The sequence below is a fragment of the Acetobacterium sp. KB-1 genome, assembly GCF_003260995.1.
GTDB lineage: Bacteria > Bacillota > Clostridia > Eubacteriales > Eubacteriaceae > Acetobacterium > Acetobacterium carbinolicum.
This window is the reverse complement of record NZ_CP030040.1, coordinates 577,115-598,138: the sequence shown is the minus strand read 5'-3', so window position 1 is coordinate 598,138 and position 21,024 is coordinate 577,115. Positions and strand designations below refer to the sequence as shown.

Sequence of the window (21,024 nt, the reverse complement as noted above, 5' to 3'; positions counted from 1 at the left end):
AAAAATGAAAAAAGAAATGTCAAAAACTTATAATCCGAAGGAAGTCGAAGATCAAACCTATACCCGTTGGCAGGAAAAGGGATACTTCAAACCAGAGGTCAATCCTGACGGCAAGCCCTTTACCATTGTGATGCCCCCTCCAAACATAACTGGACAACTCCATATGGGCCATGCCTTTGATGGCACCCTCCAGGATGTTTTAACCCGATATAAACGGATGGATGGTTATTCAGCGTTGTGGTTACCAGGAACAGACCATGCCAGTATTGCTACTGAAGTTAAAGTCGTGGATAAACTCCGGCAAGAAGAAGGCAAAACTAAACAGGAAATTGGTCGAGAAGCTTATTTGGAGCGAGCGTGGGACTGGGCGTTGACCTACAAAACTCGAATTACCGACCAGCTAAAGAAACTGGGAGCATCTTGCGACTGGAGCCGGGAACGCTTTACTATGGATGAAGGCTGTAGTCAGGCGGTTAATGAAGCCTTTGTCAATCTTTATGAAAAAGGACTGATCTATAAGGGCAGCCGGATTATCAACTGGTGCACTACCTGTAAAACAGCACTATCTGAAGCTGAGGTTGAATACGCTGAACAACAGGGCCATTTATGGCACATCCGTTACCCGCTAACCGATGGTGATGGCTATTTGGTGGTTGCCACTACCCGTCCTGAAACGATGTTGGGGGACAGTGGGGTAGCTGTTCATCCGGAAGATGAGCGCTATCAACACTTGATCGGTAAAACCGTAAGTTTGCCATTACTCAATAAAGAAATCATCATTGTCGCTGATGACTATGTGGATATGAGCTTTGGAACCGGGGTAGTTAAAATGACGCCGGCGCATGACCCCAACGATTATGAGGTGGGACTCCGTCATCATCTGGAGCAAATTCGGGTACTTAACGATGATGGTACAATGAATGAGCTGGCCGGAAAATATGCCGGAATGGATCGCTATGACTGTCGCAAGGCGGTCGTCGAAGATCTAAAAGATTTGGGCCTGCTAGAAAAAATAGAAGAACATCAGCATAATGTTGGCGAGTGTTACCGTTGCTCAACAACTGTGGAAACCATGACTTCTGAGCAATGGTTTGTCAAAATGGAGCCGCTGGCGGGTCCGGCCCTAGATGCGGTACGCCACCACGAGACCGATTTCATTCCCGAGCGGTTTAATAAAATCTATTATAATTGGTTGGAAAACATCCGAGATTGGTGTATTTCCCGACAATTGTGGTGGGGACATCGCATTCCCGCCTATTATTGTGACGATTGTGGGGAGATGATGGTTTCTAAAGAAGCCCCTGAAAGCTGTCCCAAGTGTGGTTGCACCCAGCTTAGTCAGGATGAAGACGTCCTGGATACCTGGTTCAGTTCCGGCCTATGGCCGTTCTCAACCCTGGGCTGGCCGGAAAACACTGAGGATTTGAAAAAGTTCTATCCGACCACGGTGCTGGTCACCGGTTATGATATTATCTTTTTCTGGGTCGCCCGGATGATTTTTATGGGCCTCTTCGAAATGGGCGAAACACCCTTTAAAGATGTTTATATCCACGGTCTGGTGCGGGATTCGCAAGGCCGCAAAATGAGCAAGTCCTTGGGTAACGGCATCGATCCGCTGGAACTGATCGAAACCTACAGCGCTGATGCGCTGCGTTTTACCATCATCACTGGTAATTCCGCCGGCAACGATATCCGCTGGCAGGATGAAAAGGTGGAATCCAGCCGTAATTTCTTAAACAAGATCTGGAACGCTGCCCGCTTTGTTTTAATGAATCTTGATGAAGATATTATGGATAAAAAAGAGACCGCCATCGCCAATCTAGAAAACACTGATAAATGGATTCTCAGTCGGATGAACACCATCGTTACTGAAGTCAACCATAATATGACCAAGTATGAACTGGGCATCGCTGCTTCAAAAATTTATGATTTCGCCTGGAACGAATACTGTGACTGGTATATCGAGCTGGTGAAGCCACGGTTATATGGCGAGGAAGAGCAGACCAAGATCTCGGCTCAGTACACCCTGCGCGTGGTGTTGGATACGATCCTACGGTTACTCCACCCCTTTACGCCTTTTATTACTGAAGAAATTAACGGCTACCTGCCGGGTACCACCGGTGACATCATGGTGGCCCAGTGGCCCCACTTCAATGAAGCTTACGTCTTCCCGGAAGATGAAAAACAGGTCGAGTTTTTAATGGCTGCGATTCGCAGCATCCGCAACATCCGAGCTGAAATGGATGTACCTAATTCCAAAAAGACCCAGTTATTCCTGATTTCCAATAACCCGAAACACCTGGCCTTGATGGCCGACTCCCTCCATTATTTCCAGAAGCTGGCTTCGGTTTCAACGATTCTGCCGATTACCAAAGCCGATATAAAAGATAACTATGTTTCTGCCGTGGTGGAAGATCTGGAAATTTATATTAACCTTGACGAGTTGGTCGATAAAGAAAAAGAAATCACCCGGCTGGAAACTGAAAAAAAGAAACTCCAGCAGGAAATTGACCGGGTCACCCAGAAGCTGGGAAACAAAGGCTTCACCGATAAAGCGCCGGAAAAGGTGGTCGAAAGTGAACGGGACAAACAGAAAAAATTCCTGGAAACCATGGCAAAAGTCCTGGAACGGCTAGAGTATTTTAAGAAATAATTGACCCCCGCACTGATAATCCTATCAGTGGGATCACAGCTTATTCAAAACCCGGAACACCCTGAAAGATTCAGGCGGTTCCGGGCTTTTTGTGGTTGACCGGCATTCTCAAAGATCAGCTGACCGGGGAAGCCACGGCGATTTTCCACTAGCCCTGAGGGAGCCGGCAGGCCTTGGTTAAAGTGCCTATCACTTAAGCGAATCCGCATACGGTTATAAACGCTTCTAAATGGCGATAAAAGATGCAGTGTTGCGTGATATTGTTTTTTAGTCGATCTTAAAACAGCGGTAAATGATCCGAATGAATGCCTGTGACCAGTGTATTATGATTGACTCTCGGACTTTTTCTGAGCGTGATGCTGATTATCTGACAGCGGTGTCCCCGATTCCTGCCACTCATAAGGTGAAGCTTTTGACTATTATTTTCCCGGCCACATCGATAAAGCGATCAAGGCAAAAATAGCTGACTTAGTGGTGGGGTATGGCATCGGCGTGATCCGCTATCCCAATCAATTATGCTGCCTTCTTCAGATTGGGTTGTGAGCTTCGTTTATTTATTAATTTAACCTGTTTTTTTACCCTGATTTTTAATGGCCAGGGTGATTATTTTGACTAAATTCCGACCGATCCCCATTAGGCAAAACTGGCCATTGATAATGGTTTTTACTAAGTCGGGGGGGTGCATCATCCTCAAATCAGGGCGATTGGATTGGCCGGTGGGTTGATCGATTAAGTGAATAAAAAGAAGATGCGTTGCCTGGAAAGTGAAATTTGCTCTAGTCAGTGACGCGGAAAAAGCGTATAATAAAAAAGATGTGGCAATCCCTAAAGCGCCAAAGCCAACCGCGGAAATTGGGACCATACCAATAATATCAACCATCAAAAAGACGGAGGAACAATGGAAAATACAGGCAAAATCGGGTTTGAAGAAACCCTCTGGAAATCAGCCGATAAACTAAGAGGCAGCATGGATGCCAGCGAATACAAGCACGTGGTCCTGGGGCTGATCTTTTTAAAATATATTTCCGACAAGTTTGAAACCAAATATAAGGAACTCCTGGCCGAAGGGGGAAGGCTTTGAAGAAGACCGGGATGAATACGAAGCCGAGAACATCTTCTGGGTCCCCAAAGAAGCCCGCTGGACCTTTACGCCAAGGATGTCAAAATCGGTCAGTATATCGACGACGCCTGATCCAAATCGAAAAAGAAAACAGCTCCTTAAAAGGGGTGCTGGACAAACGCTACGCTCGACCGGAAATTGACAAACGGCGGCTGGGAGAACTGATTGATCTGATCTCCACCATTAAACTCCATGACAGTGGCGAAAAAGATCTGCTGGGCCGGGTTTATGAATACTTTCTAGGTCAGTTTGCCAGTGTTGAAGGCAAGGGCGGTGGCGAATTCTACACCCCCACCAGCGTCGTCAAAACCCTAGTGGAGATGATCGAACCCTATCAGGGCCGGGCCTATGAAATAATCATGCAGAGATTAATACAATTTAATAAGGTCAATAGTTGTTGTGCATAGGAGTATGCAACCTTGAAAATGGGTATGCAAATGTGGATGTAACTTTATTAAAAAAAGCCAGGTTTTGTGCATTTTTCGTTATTTGGGGTATGTTTTTTATCTAGGTAATTGCGAAATGAAAAAGATTTAGAGCTCAGAGAATTTGGTGGTGAGAAACGGACAGACTTCATGAAGTCAGAAGGGAAACGAACAACAAAGCGAAGAAAATGTTGCAGAAGATGAAAAATAAGCCGCAAAAATTAAAGCTGGGCAAAGAAGATAAAAAGTCCAACTAGGCAACGAGTGGTTTAAGACTGCGTAAGTATTGATGCTGATGAATAGTATCGGAAAAAATTGCAGTAATCAGCTGGGTAATTCCGGCCAACAGCAAATCGGCGTGAAGTGTCTTGGCATTCTGAGTTTTACGGTTGGCAAGACAGAAACTGTCTTTGAAATGATTGATGTATTGTTCAACGACGCCCCGGATTTTATAGATCCGAACCCATTCGAGTGTCCCACGAAGGGTTCCGGGGTAGGCTCGGAGATTTTTTTCAGGATAGATGTAAAACATCTGACCACAGGAAGACGGAGTACAGGGATTTTCACAGAAGCACTGACGTTTGTCTTTCCAGGCTTCCAGTTTGATCCATTTTGTTTTGGGACAGGTGAATTTAAACCGAACAGGCCGTTCTTTCGTTTGGGTCGACCTTCGGATTTCATGGGAAGAGAAGGATCGTTTGGACAACAGGGAATCCCATCTGCATAACCGGGCAATCCGCATCATAGAAAGTGATATCCCGGACAATGCCAAGTCCATTGGTGATGATGCCGAATTTGTAGACGTAACAGAAATGACCATTAATGTAGAGCTGTTTGATTTCCGGGTTGGATTTTGCGTGAGTGGGCATTGAACCGTAAGCAGCCTTATAGGGATCATAGGCGTCATCAAGCTGGTGAGATTTTTTGAATGCCTTGAGTGAGCTGCTTAATAATTATATTGGCAAATTTTGGATTGTTTTCAGTGACGTAAGCTTCAATTCCGGAGGTGTCAAAAATAGTCATCATCGCTTTATCGGCATCAATTTTCTGGCAGATCGGTTCAGTTACATCAACAAGACGATGAAAAAGCGATTGTAAGTCCATCAGGTATGTTTTTTGAAACGATCAGTTGCGATGCATGGGGAACCCGGTTAAAACCGCAGAAATCGCGGAGTTCTCTGGAAAACTTGAGAAAAGTAATCAGGAGTGCATCCGTGGACATGAAAAAAATCCGCTGCAGGATCAGCGCCCAGAGAATCGAACAAAGTTCAAAATCTCGATATCGGCCATGAGCCGAATAGTAATGCTGATAAAATGAATGTGGAATCAACGCATGAAGATTCAGATTCTCTTCCAGTAGTGAAAGAAAGTGATGTTTGTCATATTAAAAAAATGAGTACAATCAGAATAAACTTCAGCCAAAGAAAGCTGTTTTTGTGATAAAATAGTCATGATATAACTCCTTTCAGGTTGATAGATTTGTTTATGAGCAACTCAATTTTATCACAATCTGGTGAGGAGTTATATTTTTTATGTTAAAAATATCCCGTAATTATGCGTGCTGTGGCGTTTTTCAAACGCCAAGGAGGTTGAATATGAAAGGAATCGTACAAAAATATAACACAGACAAAGGATATGGTTTTATCCGTATGGACAATGGCACAAACTTATTTTTTCATATAACAGACGTCACAAATGCGGCATTTGTTTCCCCAGGTGATGCTGTTGAGTTTGATACTGAAATGCGTTCTAAAGGGTTGGCTGCTAAAAATATTGTATTACATGGAAATAACAGGCCAGCATTTATTTCGTTTGGTGATATAAATTTAAAGATCAGCAATATCAAAGATTATGGTCTTGGCCATGATATTGGAGAAGAAGAATATGAGGAAGATGTCCATTTTACGGCGGGTGAAAAAGTAATTTCTGGGTTATTTGGAATTGGTTTATTGGCTGGTGGTTCTTTTGATGGCTTTTCTCTACTTGATACTTCAGATCGAAAAGTTAAACAAAAACGACCTGTAAAGATAAAATACCTTTATGTAACAACATTTCAAAATGATAACTATCGATTCTATAAAAGAGATGTTTCGTTTGATATCAATCAGAAATATCAGGAATTATGTGATCGATTAACTTAATTTATTTGAGCAATTAGTTTTATTATCATTTTTAGCAAGATAAAAGCTAAAAAATAACGTAAATAATTAAAACATTAAAAAGAATTGAAGGTCGAAAAGATTACTTATCCTTTCGGATGATTGATCAGGCTGATTATCTGTCCTATGCAGGATTGTTATTATCGGATGAATGCACCTTGTTGCAATCACGAATATTCTGTTACCCGATGGATGGGAAAAAGCAAGGGCAAGCGGACAATTGATGCGATTGATGATAAGGAATATAGTGGCAACATCATCATGCTTTTAAAAGAAGGTATTTCTTTTGTGAAAAATAATTCTCAAAAAGCATGGAAGATTCAAGGTGCCAAACGCATCGAATTTATTGATTATCCGGAAGATGCAGTAAGAGAAGCGTTGGTTAATGCATTGATTCACCGGGATTATAATATTATCGGAGCAGAAATCCATATTGATATCTATGATGTTCGCATGGAAATTGTGTCGCCAGGTGGCATGTATGACGGGAAAAACATTCAGGAAGTTGACATTAACAGAATCTCATCGATTCGACGAAATCTCGTTTTAGCTGATATATTTAATCGCCTGGATTATATGGAACGACGGGGAAGTGGGTTAAAGCGAATTAAAGAATCGTTTGATGATGAAAATCGGGTAGAATTTTTTTCAAATCAATCCAATTTCTTTGTGAAAATGAAAAAACAAAGAGTTGATGAGAGCGATGATTTTGATGATGAGCGGAAACGAGCGGATAATGAGCAAATTAAACCCGAATGAAAAACTAATCGTCGAATATTTGATGAAAAATGAAAAAATAGTCAATAAAGAGGCAAGTTCATTAACCGGGTTATCTCCGGCTCAGGTAAGGCGGGTGTTTGTCTCATTACAGAAAAAACAAGTTATCGAAGGCATTGGAAAAAGCAGAGCTAGACATTATCAATTGACTAAGCCGGAGATTTTAAAATATCGTTAACAAAAAAAGGGAGACACTATGAGTTTATCCGAAACATTCACCGAGGCCTTTCTGGAAGAGGCCGCCATTGAAATACTCACCACGCTGGGCTACACTTATGCCTTTGGCCCGGATATTTCCCCGGAGGGCGAGCTCCCGGAGCGTCAGGATCACCGCGAGGTCATCCTGAAAGAGCGGGTCCGGGGTGCGCTCTTTCGCATTAACCGAGATTTGCCTCCGGAAGCCCTAGACGAGGCCTACCGCCAGATCATCACCGTTAACAGCCCGATGCTTGTCGAAAACAACCGCCATTTTCATCGACTCTTAACCGAAAGGATGTAGGTCTCCTTTAGTGAAAGTGGCGGCCTATCGGCAGCACAATCCCAGCATCCCGCCTTTTGCCGATTGAAGCGCGGCTACGGCGTCGAGACCATCTACCGGATGTTAAGCAAGGAGTTGGCTTACTGCGAGTTGCACAACGCCCTGACTGACGCCATCGACGAGTTGACAATTATGAAGTTGCTTAATCATGAAATTGGTAAATATGCCTTGGCAAAAATCAGTTATCCGGAGATTTCGGATAACTGCAAATGACCCATTGCCCCAAAATACCCATAACAATGGGGCATCATTTTACATCAAAATCCCAGGAGGACATATGACCTTATTTAGCAAAAGAATTGAAGAACTGATTAGCGAGAGCGGTGAAACCGTTGCGTCCCTGGCCGAAATTGGCGGCATCAATCGCACCACTCTGCAACGAATCAAATCCGGCGAGCGCCTGCCAACCCCAGAGTTTTTCAGCAATCTGGGCCGGGCTTTACGGCTTTCACCGGTTGAGCAGGATGAACTCGCCCAACTGCTGGAAATCGCCCGGGTCGGGGAGACCGTCTCTTACAGCCGTCGCCAGATCTTTGATCTGATTGAAATGATTTCTGAACTCACCGAATATAAGATTCCCTTTTCAAAAGAAGTCAACCGGAAAACCGGCGACCGGGAAAACCAGCCGGCCACCGCGTCCATCGGCATCTGCTCCGATCCCATGGCGGTTTTGAATCTGATTGAAAGCAGCATCAATCAGGAACTTTTTTTCGCCGCCCAACCAGACCTGAAACTGTGCATTCCCCATACTGAAAGCAAGGTGTACGATTACATTTTTCAGCAGATGATGGGCAATAAGAAAAAACTGAACCTCGCGGATGTGTTGGGTTTCCGTCAACAGGCAGCGGCCGACAAACCAGACCAGGCATTGGCGGCGCTTCATCATCTGATCGCCCTGTCCCTACTGGAAAATATCAACTATCGTTCCTGTTATTATTATTTTTCGCCAGAAAGTCCAGCCAACACGCCAGTAACAGCGCTGTTTCCGTATTTTATCCTGACTTCCGAACGGGTCATCACCATTTCAGCTGATTTTAATCAGGCGGTATTATATCAGGATGCGGCCATCATTGACGTGTATCGCACCGAGTTTGATCACCTGGTTGCCAAATCCCAAACCTTTATTGAAGAAAGCACTGATTTGTTTGAGGTCTATACCATGGAACAGATTCGCCAGTTAAAGCATGTGGTCGAGCCCTTGCCCTGTTTTGCCTACTACATGAACCGGGAATTATTGGAAGCAAATATGAATAAAGATTTTCCCTATTATCAAACGCTGCTGGAGGTGGCTGTCAATCATTTTGGCAATATTCAGCGGGAAAACCCCAGCATCATCAATGTGTTTTCGCTAAAAAATCTTGAACAGTTTATGCAGGATGGACGCTTGAACTTTCCTGATGAAGTCTATCATGTTGTCAAACCCGCTGATCGCTTATACCTGGTCCGGTTGGTTCGCGATGATCTGGCCAACAATCGTCGCTCTTATTATGCCATCGATGAAAAGCAGATCTTTATGAATGGCTCCACCGAATTTTCCAATGAGCAGAATCTGATTCGCGTAATTTTACACTACCGCAAAAATAATCAGCTGGTTTTTAAAGTCTTTGAAATTTATGAGCCCAATGTGGTTGCCGCCTTTGATGACTTTTTTACCAATATGACGAACAGCGAGTATGTTTTACCAAAGGAGCAAACCCTGGCCGAACTGGATCGCCTCATGCAGCTGTGTAAAGTGTAGCAGCCTTTGCCACGGACTTTCCGGGGATAAAACCTACCTAGGCGGTCGAAAGCTCCGCTGCCAGCCACCCTTCACTGTGTCCAGGCGATGATTTGCGCATTAACAGAGAAGATATATTTATAGAATTAAACGATTGGAGTACCCGTGACAGATAAGAATAAAAAACCAATGCGAAGGGATTATCAGGCCATTTTTGAAAAAGCCTATGATTTGATGGATGAAACGATCATCGCGGGGAATTGTGGGGAATGTTGTGGTTATCATTGTTGCCGCCGAATTGATGACAAAGGTAAGCGCCTGGGCATGTATCTATTACCCCTTGAATATGAATATATGCAATGTGAGGTCGTGACCGATTACGATCTGCACAGTCAGAAGCACTACACGATGCCCCCTAAAATTAAAAAAATGTATTATATCTATTGCCATCTGGCCCACGGTTGTCTGCGAGACTATCGACCTATCCAATGCCGGACCTACCCCTTTGAACCCCATCTCGAGAACGGAGCCTTCTCACTGGTGATTGAAAAAGAGCAGCTTCATGACTGTCTCCTGATTGAACACCGCTCAGCGTGGCGCCAGGCCTTTATCGATGGTGTTTATAATGGGTGGCTTGAACTGATGAAGATCCCCATCATTTCCTATCACATTGAATATTTTTCAAAAGAGCGAATCGCCGCTAATAACATGATGATACGCTATCCTTCCAATGGATATGATCATCCGATAAAGGAGAACATTATGAACCTACCATGAGTAACTCTAACTATAAAAACATAGACGAATCCTTAGACTTCTATATTAATTACTGTTAAACTAAGATGCAGCCGTTAGAGATCACTGCAGCGACACTTGTTAATCTCAATTTAATTCTTGTCGAAACTGGCTGAACTCAATGATGGGAAAAAATAAATTTGAAAAGAGAGATAAAATGAATAATGAAAAAAAACAATTAGTCAACGATTATGCGATCGAAAATTTCAAAAATGGCTTGAATTGCGCCGAAAGCGTCTACGATGCTTTGATTCGCGCCGGTGTTCTGGATGTTCCTAAAGAAACCGTCGCTATGTGTACCGGCTTTGGCGGGGGAATTGGGCTTTGCGGTGAAACCTGCGGTGCTTTGTCGGCGGCAGTGATGGCAAACAGTGCCGTCCATGGCAGAAAAGATCCCTGGAGTATCGATTCCGATGTTCGAGGCGCCGAAGTCGGAAAAAAATATTACCGTCGTTATAACAATCTTGTCCGGGAGTTTAAAGAAGCTAACGGATGTACAACCTGTCGTAATATCTGTGAGCCTTTTGATGATTGGCATGGAAAAGACAGACGGGTGCATTGTATGAAATTGATTGGTGCAACCGCCCAGTTAGCTTATCACTATCTACAAATTCCACAGGAGGAGGCCTTCGAAATGCCTTACGGTGAAAAAATGGGTGCAACAATACAGAAATAATGCGATCCTTAGCCCCAAAGCAAAGTCATGGATTCAAAGAAAATCCATGACTTTATCAGTGTTTACAAAAATAGGACTTATATAGTTTTGGTTCATTACGACATTACCGAACGATTTCAGTTCTTTTTTGATAGCCGCGGACGACACAAGAAAGGCTGAAACAAATCACAAAATAACCAACTGCTAGTACCGAAAAGATCATAAAGACCTCCGGTGTTGTGGTATATCGTCCCATAACAACAAAACCACTACGGGTATATTCAGGAATCGCAACGACCTGTAAAAATGACGTATCTTTGACAGTCGTAATAACTTGCGATAACAGAGAGGGAATAATACTTTTAAAACATTGAGGGAGAACAATAAATATCAATGTTTGAATTAGCGTAAAGCCCTGGGACTTGGCCGCTTCAAATTGCCCTTCGGCGACTGAATTTAAACCACCACGGACGATTTCAGCAATGACTGCTGAAGTATATAATGTCAATGCCAACCCGCCACGAATGACAATGGTACCATATGGAATCATAAAACAGCACACCAGAATCCAGAGGAGTAGCGGTGTATTTCGAAACATTTCAATATAGACTCCGGCTAACTTACCCAAAAATCGTTTTTCATAGGTTCGGAGCAACGCCAATATGGTGCCGAAAAGAATCGAGATAATAACAACTGATACAGAAAGCGTTAATGTTAACACCATTCCCTTCGCTAAAAACTCGACGTTTGAAGGCGTAAATACATTTGAAAAAACTTCTAGCATGTTACCGCCTCCTCACTTGGATCAAAAGGAATGTGTGTAGTATCCTTGTTTTTGAGGCGTTCTTCGTATTTTCTTGCCCAAGTTGCCAATGGGAAACAGAGCATAAAATATAAGAAACCGGCAAATACATAGGATGGACCATAGTCAAGACTGGATGATGCCCAGGAATCAGCCATATACATGAGATCAAAACCTGATATCATCGCCAGTACTGACGTGTTTTTAATCAGATTGACAGCCTGATTTGTGAGCGGAGGGAGGACGATTTTGATGGTCTGAGGTAGAATAATAAAACGCATATATTGGATATAAGTAAACCCCTGAGACTTTGCAGCTTCAACTTGTCCTACTGAGATTGAGGTAATTCCGGTTTTAACAACCTCAGAAACATAAGCACCATGATAAATACCCACCCCTAAAACACCAATTACAAACACACTTAGCCGTAGTCCGGCAATTGCCAGACCATTGTACATAAAGAAAACCTGTATAACCAGAGGAGTATTTTGAAAGAACTCAACATAAACCCTTGCTAGTCCCCGCATTATTTTATTGTTTGAAGTTGAGATAACGCCAAAAATAACACCCAGAACAAGAGCAAGGACTAAGGCGAGGGCTGCGACCTCAATTGTTCGCAGAAACCCTTCGCCAAACATTTGCCATTCTCCAAACATCTTCTCCCAACGCCATAAGGCAAAAGGATTAGAACTTTTCATTAATAGTTAAGTCCCCATTTTGCGATTAGGCCTTCAATGGTACCATCTTCAAGCCAGCCATTGATGTATCCGTCAACAGCTTCTGTCAGAGCTAGGCTGTCAAGTTTTGATGTAACACCATACTGTTGAGGTGCGAATCGATCTGGTAAAATCATGGTTGAGTCATCAACGTATCCACCAAGGATTGATCCATCAACACAGAAGGCATTGACACGTCCGGAGTCTAATGCCGCCTTGATTTCTGGATAGGTCGCATATTCAGAGAAAGATACAGTAATACCGAGTTCGTCCGCTACTTTTTGAACGGCTTCTTTTGATGTTGCGCTTTGAGCAACACCGATTGCTGCGCCATTCATGTCCGCAAGACCTTTGTAACCAGCATCTTTTTTGACTAACAGGCCAACCGCATCTTCGTAGTAGGGAGTAGAGAAGTTATAAGTTAATTTTCGTTCATCAGTTATCGTAAATGTCGCAATAACGAGATCAACTTCACCATTGTCAAGCAATGGCCCCCGGGTTTTAGCGGTTACTGGAGTTAATTCATAAGCATTTTCATCGCCAAGAATTTCTTTTGCCAGAAGTTTGACAATATCAATTTCAAAACCCTCGATTTCACCGGTAGCGGTATTGCGAAGACCGAAGTTGGGAACGTCTTCTTTAACACCGACTCTTAAAACACCTGCTTTAACAACTGCATCGAGACTGCCATCAGTGGTAGCAGTATCCTTTTTTTCAGTCGAAGATGAACAAGCTGCCAAGGTAAACACCAGGCATAAAATAAACAGAGCAGAGAGTACCTTTTTCATAATCATTTTCCTCCTAATTAATAAAAATTATAATACCTAATATCGTTCTGATATTAGAAATTAACGCAAGATCTTACTGAGAAAAAGTTTCGTTCGCTCCTCCGAAGGATTTTCAAAGAAATGTTCCGGTTTTCCTTCTTCCACAATTCGGCCGTCATCCATAAAGATGACACGATCGGCAACAACACGAGCAAAACCCATTTCATGAGTTACAACCACCATCGTAATATTTTCTTTTGATAGTTTGATCATGACATCAAGCACTTCCTGAACAGTTTCAGGGTCAAGCGCGGAAGTCGGTTCATCAAAAAGGAGAATCTTTCGTTCAGTTGCGAGAGCTCTGGCAATCGCTACACGTTGTTGTTGTCCACCAGATAAAGTTGATGGATACGCATTTTCTTTTTCGCTCAGACCAACGATGGCTAAGTATTTTCGTGCTTTTTCAATAGCTTCTTCTTTTGGAACATGTTGCAATTTTATCGGTGCCAGTGTCAGATTTTCTGACACCGTTTTATGCGGGTACAAATTAAAACTTTGAAATACCATGGCTGATGTCCGGCGAACAAGTTGAATTTTGTTTTTTTGAGTGAGCTCTTCACCATCAATAAAAACATGCCCAGAAGTGGGCGCTTCTAAAAAATTCATACAACGTACGGTAGTACTCTTACCTGAACCTGAGGGACCAATAATAACCAGTTTTTCGCCTTCCGCCACGGTTAGGTTAATATCTTTCAGGACATGATTTGCACCAAAAAATTTATTTACATCTTGAAGTTTAATCAATTATACTTCCTCCAAATCTAATGTCGATAAGCCAAAAAAAGAACTTCCATAAAATATACGCATTGTGATATAGTATATTAGAAGCTCCGTTGCTACATCAGGCATCTTTTAGTAAAATGCCTTTTAACAATAATATTATGAAGAAGAGCTTTTGTCAAGCGTTTTCAAATTTCACGTATAATTAAAAACGTCAATGTTGAAAAGAACTAAGTGAAATTTCATCTCACTTAATGAGTCACAAAATCAGTTTATGAGCATGCTATTTTTAGATTCATGTTGCCTTATAATTGAGCTTAAATTATTTTGAATATATTAGGAAATGAAAATGCATTAACAACTCGGTTTTGGGTATAAACGAGTGTATTCAAATAAGAACCTAAATTAGGGTGAAAAGAGGGCGGTAACATGGGTGAAAAACTAACAACAGTTCAGTACAAAGGCAATTTAAATGAGGTTTATCGAGTTGCTGAAAAAGGAGTCGGAAATGCCTGTCGTGAATATGTAATTCGAACAAAGGATGACGAGGACCCGGTTGAGCTTGCTAGAATTAAGTTTCAAAAAGGGGCTCGACAAGAACCCGGATCTGAAGTCGGAGTGATTGATTCTGATTTACTTGAGATTGTCAGGGATCGTTTAAAGTTGTTCCAGGAAGGTGAGTTTGAATGTACTGAAAATGCGATGGCGTTAGTCCATATTGAAACGGCTATTATGTGGCTAAATCGTCGTGTTGAAGATCGGATCAAACGTGATGTCATTGGAACACACAACAAATAAAAAAAAGGTTGCCCATGGGGGATTACCCCCCTGTGGCGAACCTTTTAATGAGCTAGACTTTAGCACTATCAGGTTAAGAGATTCAATACTGATGAATAAAGATCCTGGGTATTTTTTTTCCAGCGATCGCAGACATCCAGAGCCAGCTTTAAGGTCGGCGCATTCAATGAAATTTCCATTAAAACCATGTTGTTTTCTTGCAATTTCAACTCGATGAGATAATCAGTTTCACCTAATTTCTGATAGTTAGCGGTTACTTTAACTTCTTTAAAAATTTTCTCTCTGTTTTCTTCAAGATAACGGTCGATCATTTCAGTAATATAAATGGGGATTTTTTCATGAAAAACCTTCAATGTTTCCTTGCCCATTGCAGATAAGGTAAGCACTGATTTTTCGTCATAATCTAACACAGAAAGAAATTCATCTTTGATCAGATCATCAATATATAACTGAATATCAAAATAGCCAATCTGTAAGTTTTCAATTATTATCAGAGCGACCTGTTCACGGGTTAACGAAGTTTTGATTTTTTTCAAGACATAGAGTATGATTAGTTTATCCTCAGCCTGCTGCTCAGAATTAAAGATCATCCATATCACCACCTTTATTTTTCTAATGATATTGTAACATAACAATGATATAATTTCCCAATTTCTATGTAAAAAAGAGGAAAAAATGAAAAAAAACAAGTGTAACAATCTCTCCTCACAACAAAAACCTTATAACCAGAGAATTATCCGTCTGGGTCAGGCAATGGGTGCCACTGAAATCGGATTCTCAGATTTATCAATGTTGCCTGTTAAAAAACGAATAGGTTTTAAACGCGGCATTTCCGTTATAATAAAGCTATCAAATGGTATTTTAAACCAGATCGAAGATGAACCCACTCAAACTTATTTCAATCACTATCGGAGTGTTAACCGTCTCATCGATGACATCTGCCTACGAATTCTATTAGAACTGGAAGCCGACGGCTACCCCGGTGTAGCTATTGCCGCATCGCAGTCAGTCTCAGATCCAAAAGATCAATTTACCGGAGCATTTCAGCACAAAACAGCAGCGGTTTTATCTGGTTTAGGGTGGATTGGGCGCAGTGCCTTATTTATTCATCAGCGCTACGGACCCCGCGTGCGCATGGGTACAATTTTAACCAATGCACCTCTAATTGTGGGTGAGCCGGTTACCGAAAGTGCTTGCGGTTCCTGCCGGGCCTGTGTCAAAGCCTGCCCGGCAATGGCCATAGAAGGGCGGATCTGGGAACCTGGAATGCCGCGAAATGAGCTTTATGATGCCTATAGCTGCAGCCAGCATATGAAAGAAGCATTTCACCATATCGGCAGGGGCGTTGTCTGCGGCCTATGTGTCGTGGGGCGTTGTCTGCGGCCTATGTGTCGTGGGGCGTTGTCTGCGGCCTATGTGTCGTTGCCTGTCCCATCGGAAAATAAGAAACTTTCCACTGTTTACTTAGATAAATCATTAAAAGACCGCTTTAATTGGGAAAAATTCTTAAATAGGTTTTTTTTTCTCTGAAAATATTATATAATAGACAAGGAGAACTGCCAGCTGGTTTTGCTAGGCAGTTTTTAAATTGTAAAGAAACAGAGAGATGTGTTGAAAAAATTTATAATAAACGGCGTCGAAAATAATAGCATTCTTGATGAAATGGAAGTTGAGGCGGGGGACATCCTCCTGTCGATCAATGGAATGGCGGTAACTGATATCCTCGATTACCGCTATCTGATTGCCGACGACGCCTTAGTTGTTGAAATAAAAAAACCGGATGGTGAAATCTGGGAACTGGATATTGAGAAAGAATACGAAGAAGATTTAGGTGTTACGTTTCCAGAAGAGATGATTGGAACAAAAACATGCAAGAATAATTGTATCTTCTGTTTTATCGATCAGTTGCCGATTGGCATGAGAGATAGCCTTTATGTAAAAGATGACGATGAGCGTTTGTCATTTTTAACTGGCAATTATATTACCATGACGAATCTTACTCCCGATGAACTGAATCGGATTATTCGCTACCGCATAATGCCTATGAATCTATCCATTCATACCACCAATCCCAATTTAAGGATCAAGATGCTTAAAAACCGTTTCGCCGGAGATGTGATGTCCTATCTAACGACCTTTTATGATAATGGCATCGCGATGAACGGACAAATCGTACTGGTACCGGATTTTAATGATGGTATCGAATTAGAAAAGACGTTGCATGATTTAAAAGCGCTTTATCCCGTTCTTCAATCTGTTTCAGTGGTTCCGGTGGGCCTTTCAAACCATCGCCAAGGCTTAGAAAAACTGCGTCTTTTTAGTCAGGATGATGCACTGAAAACCCTGGATATTATTAACTCCGTTCATGATGAAATGGAAAAAAAATACGATAATGGATTTGTCTATCCCAGCGACGAGTTTTTTTTACTGGCGCAGAGCCCCATTCCCGAAAGCACTTACTATAGCGGATTTCCCCAAATTGAAAACGGGGTAGGAATGATGGCCGATTTTAAAGCCTCCGTTAAAGAAGCATTACAGACGATAAATGTTAGAAAAACTGACTCACCACTTAAAATCACCGCGATAAAAATTGGGATTCTGACCGGAACTGCTGCTTATGATTATCTTGGTAATCTGGTTGATGCGATTAAAACGGAGCTTCCGTCTCTCGATCTGACCGTTTTCCCGATCATCAACCACTTTTTTGGCGAGGCGATTACCGTATCCGGGCTGCTCACCGGTTCGGACATACTGACCCAAATGAAACCCCGGCTTGATAAAAATCCCTATGATTTACTCCTGCTGCCAGAAAATGCCCTGCGCAGCGGTACTTCTACCTTATTAGACGACTGGACCCTGGAAACGCTAGGCGAAGCCCTTAATGTGACCATCCACAGCATTCCGGTTCAGGGTGAAGACTTGCTGCAGGCATTATTAGACAAATAAAAAATGCAAATATAAAATTATTATTAGAAATGAAGTGAGGAAAAAAATGCCAAAGCCTATCGTTGCAGTGGTTGGCCGCCCGAATGTGGGAAAGTCAACCCTGTTTAATAAATTAGTTGGAGAACGAATTGCCATCGTCGAAGATACTCCTGGTGTAACAAGAGATCGGATCATCGCCGACGCCGAATGGCAAAACCACCATTTTACCCTGATTGACACCGGCGGGATCGAACCCCACACCAAAGATGATATTCTATTGCAAATGCGGGTCCAGGCGGAAATCGCCATTGATATGGCCGATCTGATTGTCCTGATGGTAGACGGTCGAGAAGGAATGACCGCCTCAGATTTGGAAGTTGCCAATATGATTAGGAAACATGACAAAGATGTTTTATTAGCTGTAAACAAGGTTGATAGCCAGGGTCTGGAAAACAACGCCTTTGAATTCTATAACCTGGGAATCGGAGAGCCAATGGCGATCTCGGCCGAACAAGGTTTGGGTCTAGGCGATTTTCTGGACGAGATCATTAACCATGTTAAGCATTACTATGACGAAGAAGAAACGGAAGATGAAAGGCTGCGAGTCGCTGTCATCGGTAAACCGAATGTCGGAAAATCGACCCTAATTAACAAGGTGCTGGGCGAAGAGCGGCTGATTGTCAGCGATATTCCAGGGACAACGAGGGATGCCGTAGATACTGGCGTCAGATACGACGGGGAAGACTATGTTTTAATTGATACCGCCGGATTACGTCGAAAGAAAAAAATCTACGAAGACATCGAACGTTACAGTATCGTTAGAGCTATTGCTGCCGTCGAACGGAGTCAGGTTGTACTGGTTCTGATAGACGGATCTCAGGGTGTTACCGAGCAGGATGCAAAAATTGCCGGGATTGCCCATAATCGGTCCAAGCCATCGATTATTATTGTCAATAAATGGGACGCCGTCGAAAAAGACAATAAAACCATGAAAAAGATGGAAGGGGATATTCGGGACGCACTTTCATTTATGGATTATGCGCCAATCATTTTTATCTCAGCCAAAACCGGACAACGACTGGGCAAAATATTTGAAACCATCGAATATGTAAAAGCACAAAGCGCCAAACGGATCACTACTGGTAAGGTCAATGAAGCACTAGCCGAATTTGTCATGATGAAGCAGCCGCCATCAAAACATGGCCGTCGACTAAAATTATACTATGCATCTCAGGTCGCCATTAATCCGCCGACATTTGTGGTGTTTGTCAATGATATGACCTTAGTCCATTTTTCATATCAGCGTTACCTTGAAAACAAGATTCGGGAAACCTTTGATTTCTTTGGAACACCGATTCGATTTTTTGTTCGGGAACGAACGGAATAAGATTAAAAACAGTTATTAATCTGAAGAGCGGGAATTTTGCAGCAGCTATGCAGAATTTTCGTTCTTTTTGGATCTGTAGTTATGGTCAGACCAGCTAAAGAGACTAAAATGTTTTGTCACGAAATGTAAGTTTCGTGACAAAACGAATAAAATGTGATAAACTAAGATCAATCTATTTTAGCCGCCTGGTTACCTTCATGAACTGTTCTGATCTTGTCTTTACGCACTACATAAATACCAAATAAATTTAGGAGTACTTGTCATGACACCCCCAACAAATAAAACTGATCGAATAATTTTAAAAAACGCATTGATTGATGAATTTCTGAATTATGTTTTGACCATTAAAGGTTATTCTGAAAAATCAGCTCAGGCTTACCGTTATGATCTGATCATCTTTTTTCGGTTTATTAAGCGTTATTTTGCGATGGTTCCCCAATCCCTAGACTTTGATGAGATTCCCATCGATGATGTCACGCTTGATGATTTAAAAGCAGTCAACCTGGGTATTCTTTATGCGTTTCTTTCCTATTCAAGTAAGGAGCGGCATAATTCCGACGCCGCCCGTAGCCGAAAGGTATCCTCACTCCGCTCGTTTTTTAATTATCTGTGTAATAAACAAAAATATTTTCTTCCCAACCCCGTGACAGAACTCGAAATGCCCAAGCTACCAGCTCGCCATGCCCGTTATCTGGAATGGGATGAAGCCGTGGATCTATTAAAAGGGATAACCGGTCGTCATAAAGAACGGGATTTTGCCATTGTTACGTTATTTCTTAATTGTGGAATGCGTCTTTCCGAACTCACTCAAATAAAAATAACGGACATCAAAAATGACGCCCTGCGGATCATTGGAAAAGGTAATAAAGAACGTACCGTCTTCTTAAACCATGCCTGTTTGAAAGCGATCAATCGATATCTTTTAGTCCGCCAGGAATCAGACTCCCCCCATTTGTTTCTCAGTCAGCAGAATACTCCTATCAGTAATCGGGCAGTTCAACATCTGGTAAAGAAACATCTGGCCAGTTGTGGACTCAATACGGACGAAATCAGTGTCCATAAGCTCAGACATACAGCGGCAACCCTGATGTTTCGCTATGGCAATGCGGATCTGCGCTCGGTTCAGGAAATTCTGGGACATCAAAATGTTTCAACAACGCAGATCTATACCCATATCAACGAAGAAACCCTTCGCGATACTCTCAATCAAAATCCCTTATCTCAATTTGAAAGTGATGACTAAGAGTATGATTTATAGAAAGAACTTACGTTTGTTTTTATTCTTAGGATATGTTATAATAAGTTATAAAAATTTGGAGGAATGCTAATGTACGAGGATTTAAACAGCAAACAGTTTGCAATATTAAAATTCATTGAAGCTCAAATGCGAGATAAGCGTTATCCCCCATCTGTACGGGAAATATGTGCCGCTGTTAATCTAAAATCGACCTCCACTGCTCACACTTACTTAAAAAAGCTGGAGGAACTGGGTTATATTAAACGGGATGCAACGAAAACCCGGGCCATCGAAGTTCTTCGTCACGATCCTAACGAAACAATATCAAGTTACTTCGATGAAAAAACAGTTGTTTCACTGCCAATTTTAGGTTGTGTAACAGCCGGAGCGCCAATTCTCGCGATTGAGAATATCACCGATGTTTTTCCGTTGCCCTTAGATTTTGCAGGAACAGATAGCGCGTTTATTCTTGAAGTTAAGGGGACCAGCATGATTGATGCCGGCATCCTTGATGGTGATAAAATTATCGTCAGAAAACAGGAAACGGCAAGTAATAGTGAAATTGTTGTGGTCCTTCTGCTTGAAGATAATGAAGCTACGGTAAAACGTATCTTTTATGAAGACACCAATAAAATCAGGCTCCAACCCGAAAATAAGACTATGGACCCCATTATCTGCAATGAAGAAGATATCAAAATTTTAGGTAAGGTTACCGGATTAATGCGTAAATTCTAAACAAAAAAAAGATGTTTTCACATCTTTTTTTTAATTGA

General features: G+C 42.2%; 21 protein-coding genes and 2 pseudogenes. 16 read left to right on the top strand and 7 right to left on the bottom strand.

What is annotated here, in order from left to right; genetic code table 11:
- Positions 1-4 precede the first annotated feature (4 nt).
- Positions 5-2,653, top strand: a complete 2,649-nt coding sequence (locus DOZ58_RS02815; protein WP_111886911.1) for a valine--tRNA ligase — start codon at positions 5-7, stop codon at positions 2,651-2,653.
- A gap of 562 nt (positions 2,654-3,215) precedes the next feature.
- On the opposite strand, the gene DOZ58_RS18445 is transcribed toward DOZ58_RS02815, so the two are convergent.
- A complete protein-coding gene (locus tag DOZ58_RS18445) occupies positions 3,216-3,533 on the bottom strand; it encodes a hypothetical protein (RefSeq protein ID WP_204355462.1) in 318 nt (105 codons plus the stop codon).
- An 18-nt stretch (positions 3,534-3,551) separates the two neighbouring features.
- Here DOZ58_RS18445 and DOZ58_RS19215 point away from each other — a divergent pair.
- Positions 3,552-4,126 (top strand): annotated as a pseudogene (locus DOZ58_RS19215) (type I restriction-modification system subunit M N-terminal domain-containing protein); the annotation flags it as partial.
- Positions 4,127-4,522: 396 nt separating this feature from the next.
- Here DOZ58_RS19215 and DOZ58_RS02805 read toward each other — a convergent pair.
- Positions 4,523-5,644, bottom strand: a pseudogene (locus tag DOZ58_RS02805) (transposase).
- A 149-nt stretch (positions 5,645-5,793) separates the two neighbouring features.
- Here DOZ58_RS02805 and DOZ58_RS02800 point away from each other — a divergent pair.
- From DOZ58_RS02800 to DOZ58_RS02765, 8 genes are all read left to right on the top strand, one after another.
- Positions 5,794-6,339, top strand: coding sequence for a cold-shock protein (locus DOZ58_RS02800; protein WP_162624392.1), 546 nt, complete (start codon positions 5,794-5,796; stop codon positions 6,337-6,339).
- A 144-nt stretch (positions 6,340-6,483) separates the two neighbouring features.
- Positions 6,484-7,116, top strand: a complete 633-nt coding sequence (locus tag DOZ58_RS02795; RefSeq protein ID WP_111886909.1) for an ATP-binding protein — start codon at positions 6,484-6,486, stop codon at positions 7,114-7,116.
- Positions 7,094-7,312 carry a winged helix-turn-helix transcriptional regulator gene (locus DOZ58_RS02790; protein ID WP_111886908.1) on the top strand — a complete coding sequence of 73 codons (219 nt, stop codon included), beginning with the start codon at positions 7,094-7,096 and terminating at the stop codon, positions 7,310-7,312. Before DOZ58_RS02795 ends, DOZ58_RS02790 begins: the two co-directional genes overlap by 23 nt.
- Before the next feature lie 18 nt (positions 7,313-7,330).
- Positions 7,331-7,633, top strand: coding sequence for a type I restriction endonuclease (locus DOZ58_RS02785; RefSeq protein WP_242988584.1), 303 nt, complete (start codon positions 7,331-7,333; stop codon positions 7,631-7,633).
- A gap of 63 nt (positions 7,634-7,696) precedes the next feature.
- On the top strand, positions 7,697-7,885 hold the full coding sequence (locus DOZ58_RS02780) for a hypothetical protein (RefSeq protein ID WP_242988583.1): 189 nt from the start codon (positions 7,697-7,699) through the stop codon (positions 7,883-7,885).
- A gap of 64 nt (positions 7,886-7,949) precedes the next feature.
- Positions 7,950-9,410 carry a helix-turn-helix domain-containing protein gene (locus DOZ58_RS02775; RefSeq protein WP_111886907.1) on the top strand — a complete coding sequence of 487 codons (1,461 nt, stop codon included), beginning with the start codon at positions 7,950-7,952 and terminating at the stop codon, positions 9,408-9,410.
- 144 nt (positions 9,411-9,554) lie between these two features.
- A complete protein-coding gene (locus DOZ58_RS02770; protein WP_111886906.1) occupies positions 9,555-10,166 on the top strand; it encodes a hypothetical protein in 612 nt (203 codons plus the stop codon).
- A 175-nt stretch (positions 10,167-10,341) separates the two neighbouring features.
- Positions 10,342-10,860: a C-GCAxxG-C-C family protein gene (locus tag DOZ58_RS02765; protein ID WP_111889662.1), complete on the top strand. Its 519-nt coding sequence runs from the start codon at positions 10,342-10,344 to the stop codon at positions 10,858-10,860.
- A gap of 103 nt (positions 10,861-10,963) precedes the next feature.
- On the opposite strand, the gene DOZ58_RS02760 is transcribed toward DOZ58_RS02765, so the two are convergent.
- The 4 genes from DOZ58_RS02760 to DOZ58_RS02745 are packed head-to-tail and all read right to left on the bottom strand — an operon-like array spanning position 10,964 to position 13,928.
- Entirely contained in the window at positions 10,964-11,623 is a 660-nt protein-coding gene (locus DOZ58_RS02760) for an amino acid ABC transporter permease (RefSeq protein WP_111886905.1), read from the bottom strand.
- The gene (locus DOZ58_RS02755) at positions 11,617-12,339 is read right to left on the bottom strand and encodes an amino acid ABC transporter permease (protein ID WP_111886904.1); all 723 of its coding nucleotides are present in this window, start codon (positions 12,337-12,339) and stop codon (positions 11,617-11,619) included. Before DOZ58_RS02755 ends, DOZ58_RS02760 begins: the two co-directional genes overlap by 7 nt.
- Positions 12,339-13,151, bottom strand: coding sequence for a transporter substrate-binding domain-containing protein (locus DOZ58_RS02750; RefSeq protein ID WP_111886903.1), 813 nt, complete (start codon positions 13,149-13,151; stop codon positions 12,339-12,341). The genes DOZ58_RS02755 and DOZ58_RS02750 overlap by 1 nt, the downstream gene beginning before the upstream one ends.
- Positions 13,152-13,205: 54 nt before the next feature.
- Complete coding sequence (locus DOZ58_RS02745; RefSeq protein ID WP_111886902.1) at positions 13,206-13,928, bottom strand: amino acid ABC transporter ATP-binding protein; 723 nt, start codon at positions 13,926-13,928, stop codon at positions 13,206-13,208.
- Between the two features lie 405 nt (positions 13,929-14,333).
- On the opposite strand from DOZ58_RS02745, the gene DOZ58_RS02740 reads away from it, so the two are divergent.
- Positions 14,334-14,702, top strand: coding sequence for an ABC transporter ATPase (locus DOZ58_RS02740; protein ID WP_111886901.1), 369 nt, complete (start codon positions 14,334-14,336; stop codon positions 14,700-14,702).
- A gap of 68 nt (positions 14,703-14,770) precedes the next feature.
- Here the strand turns inward: DOZ58_RS02740 and DOZ58_RS02735 are convergent, their stop codons facing one another.
- Complete coding sequence (locus DOZ58_RS02735; protein ID WP_111886900.1) at positions 14,771-15,292, bottom strand: DUF4364 family protein; 522 nt, start codon at positions 15,290-15,292, stop codon at positions 14,771-14,773.
- A gap of 85 nt (positions 15,293-15,377) precedes the next feature.
- Here DOZ58_RS02735 and DOZ58_RS02730 point away from each other — a divergent pair, with 85 nt between their 5' ends.
- The 5 genes from DOZ58_RS02730 (at position 15,378) to lexA (ending at position 20,986) form a co-directional block, all read left to right on the top strand.
- The gene (locus tag DOZ58_RS02730) at positions 15,378-16,232 is read left to right on the top strand and encodes a 4Fe-4S double cluster binding domain-containing protein (RefSeq protein WP_204355461.1); all 855 of its coding nucleotides are present in this window, start codon (positions 15,378-15,380) and stop codon (positions 16,230-16,232) included.
- Positions 16,233-16,310: 78 nt separating this feature from the next.
- Positions 16,311-17,648 carry a DUF512 domain-containing protein gene (locus DOZ58_RS02725; protein ID WP_111886899.1) on the top strand — a complete coding sequence of 446 codons (1,338 nt, stop codon included), beginning with the start codon at positions 16,311-16,313 and terminating at the stop codon, positions 17,646-17,648.
- A 46-nt stretch (positions 17,649-17,694) separates the two neighbouring features.
- A complete protein-coding gene (gene der / locus DOZ58_RS02720) occupies positions 17,695-19,014 on the top strand; it encodes a ribosome biogenesis GTPase Der (RefSeq protein ID WP_111886898.1) in 1,320 nt (439 codons plus the stop codon).
- Between the two features lie 262 nt (positions 19,015-19,276).
- A complete protein-coding gene (locus DOZ58_RS02715; RefSeq protein WP_111886897.1) occupies positions 19,277-20,257 on the top strand; it encodes a tyrosine recombinase XerC in 981 nt (326 codons plus the stop codon).
- An 84-nt stretch (positions 20,258-20,341) separates the two neighbouring features.
- A complete protein-coding gene (gene lexA / locus DOZ58_RS02710) occupies positions 20,342-20,986 on the top strand; it encodes a transcriptional repressor LexA (protein WP_111886896.1) in 645 nt (214 codons plus the stop codon).
- Positions 20,987-21,024 lie beyond the last annotated feature (38 nt).

Excerpts from the sequence above, each read along its gene's own strand:
- DOZ58_RS02760 (WP_111886905.1), bottom strand. The coding sequence starts at position 11,623 with ATGCTAGAAGTTTTTTCAAATGTATTTACGCCTTCAAACGTCGAGTTT.
- DOZ58_RS02715 (WP_111886897.1), top strand. The coding sequence starts at position 19,277 with ATGACACCCCCAACAAATAAAACTGATCGAATAATTTTAAAAAACGCA.
- DOZ58_RS02790 (WP_111886908.1), top strand. The coding sequence starts at position 7,094 with ATGAGCAAATTAAACCCGAATGAAAAACTAATCGTCGAATATTTGATG.
- DOZ58_RS02730 (WP_204355461.1), top strand. The coding sequence starts at position 15,378 with ATGAAAAAAAACAAGTGTAACAATCTCTCCTCACAACAAAAACCTTAT.
- DOZ58_RS02765 (WP_111889662.1), top strand. The coding sequence starts at position 10,342 with ATGAATAATGAAAAAAAACAATTAGTCAACGATTATGCGATCGAAAAT.
- DOZ58_RS02740 (WP_111886901.1), top strand. The coding sequence starts at position 14,334 with ATGGGTGAAAAACTAACAACAGTTCAGTACAAAGGCAATTTAAATGAG.
- DOZ58_RS02755 (WP_111886904.1), bottom strand. The coding sequence starts at position 12,339 with ATGAAAAGTTCTAATCCTTTTGCCTTATGGCGTTGGGAGAAGATGTTT.
- DOZ58_RS02815 (WP_111886911.1), top strand. The coding sequence starts at position 5 with ATGAAAAAAGAAATGTCAAAAACTTATAATCCGAAGGAAGTCGAAGAT.
- DOZ58_RS18445 (WP_204355462.1), bottom strand. The coding sequence starts at position 3,533 with ATGGTTGATATTATTGGTATGGTCCCAATTTCCGCGGTTGGCTTTGGC.
- der (WP_111886898.1), top strand. The coding sequence starts at position 17,695 with ATGCCAAAGCCTATCGTTGCAGTGGTTGGCCGCCCGAATGTGGGAAAG.
- DOZ58_RS02785 (WP_242988584.1), top strand. The coding sequence starts at position 7,331 with ATGAGTTTATCCGAAACATTCACCGAGGCCTTTCTGGAAGAGGCCGCC.
- DOZ58_RS02750 (WP_111886903.1), bottom strand. The coding sequence starts at position 13,151 with ATGATTATGAAAAAGGTACTCTCTGCTCTGTTTATTTTATGCCTGGTG.
- lexA (WP_111886896.1), top strand. The coding sequence starts at position 20,342 with ATGTACGAGGATTTAAACAGCAAACAGTTTGCAATATTAAAATTCATT.
- DOZ58_RS02800 (WP_162624392.1), top strand. The coding sequence starts at position 5,794 with ATGAAAGGAATCGTACAAAAATATAACACAGACAAAGGATATGGTTTT.
- DOZ58_RS02775 (WP_111886907.1), top strand. The coding sequence starts at position 7,950 with ATGACCTTATTTAGCAAAAGAATTGAAGAACTGATTAGCGAGAGCGGT.
- DOZ58_RS02735 (WP_111886900.1), bottom strand. The coding sequence starts at position 15,292 with ATGATCTTTAATTCTGAGCAGCAGGCTGAGGATAAACTAATCATACTC.
- DOZ58_RS02795 (WP_111886909.1), top strand. The coding sequence starts at position 6,484 with ATGCAGGATTGTTATTATCGGATGAATGCACCTTGTTGCAATCACGAA.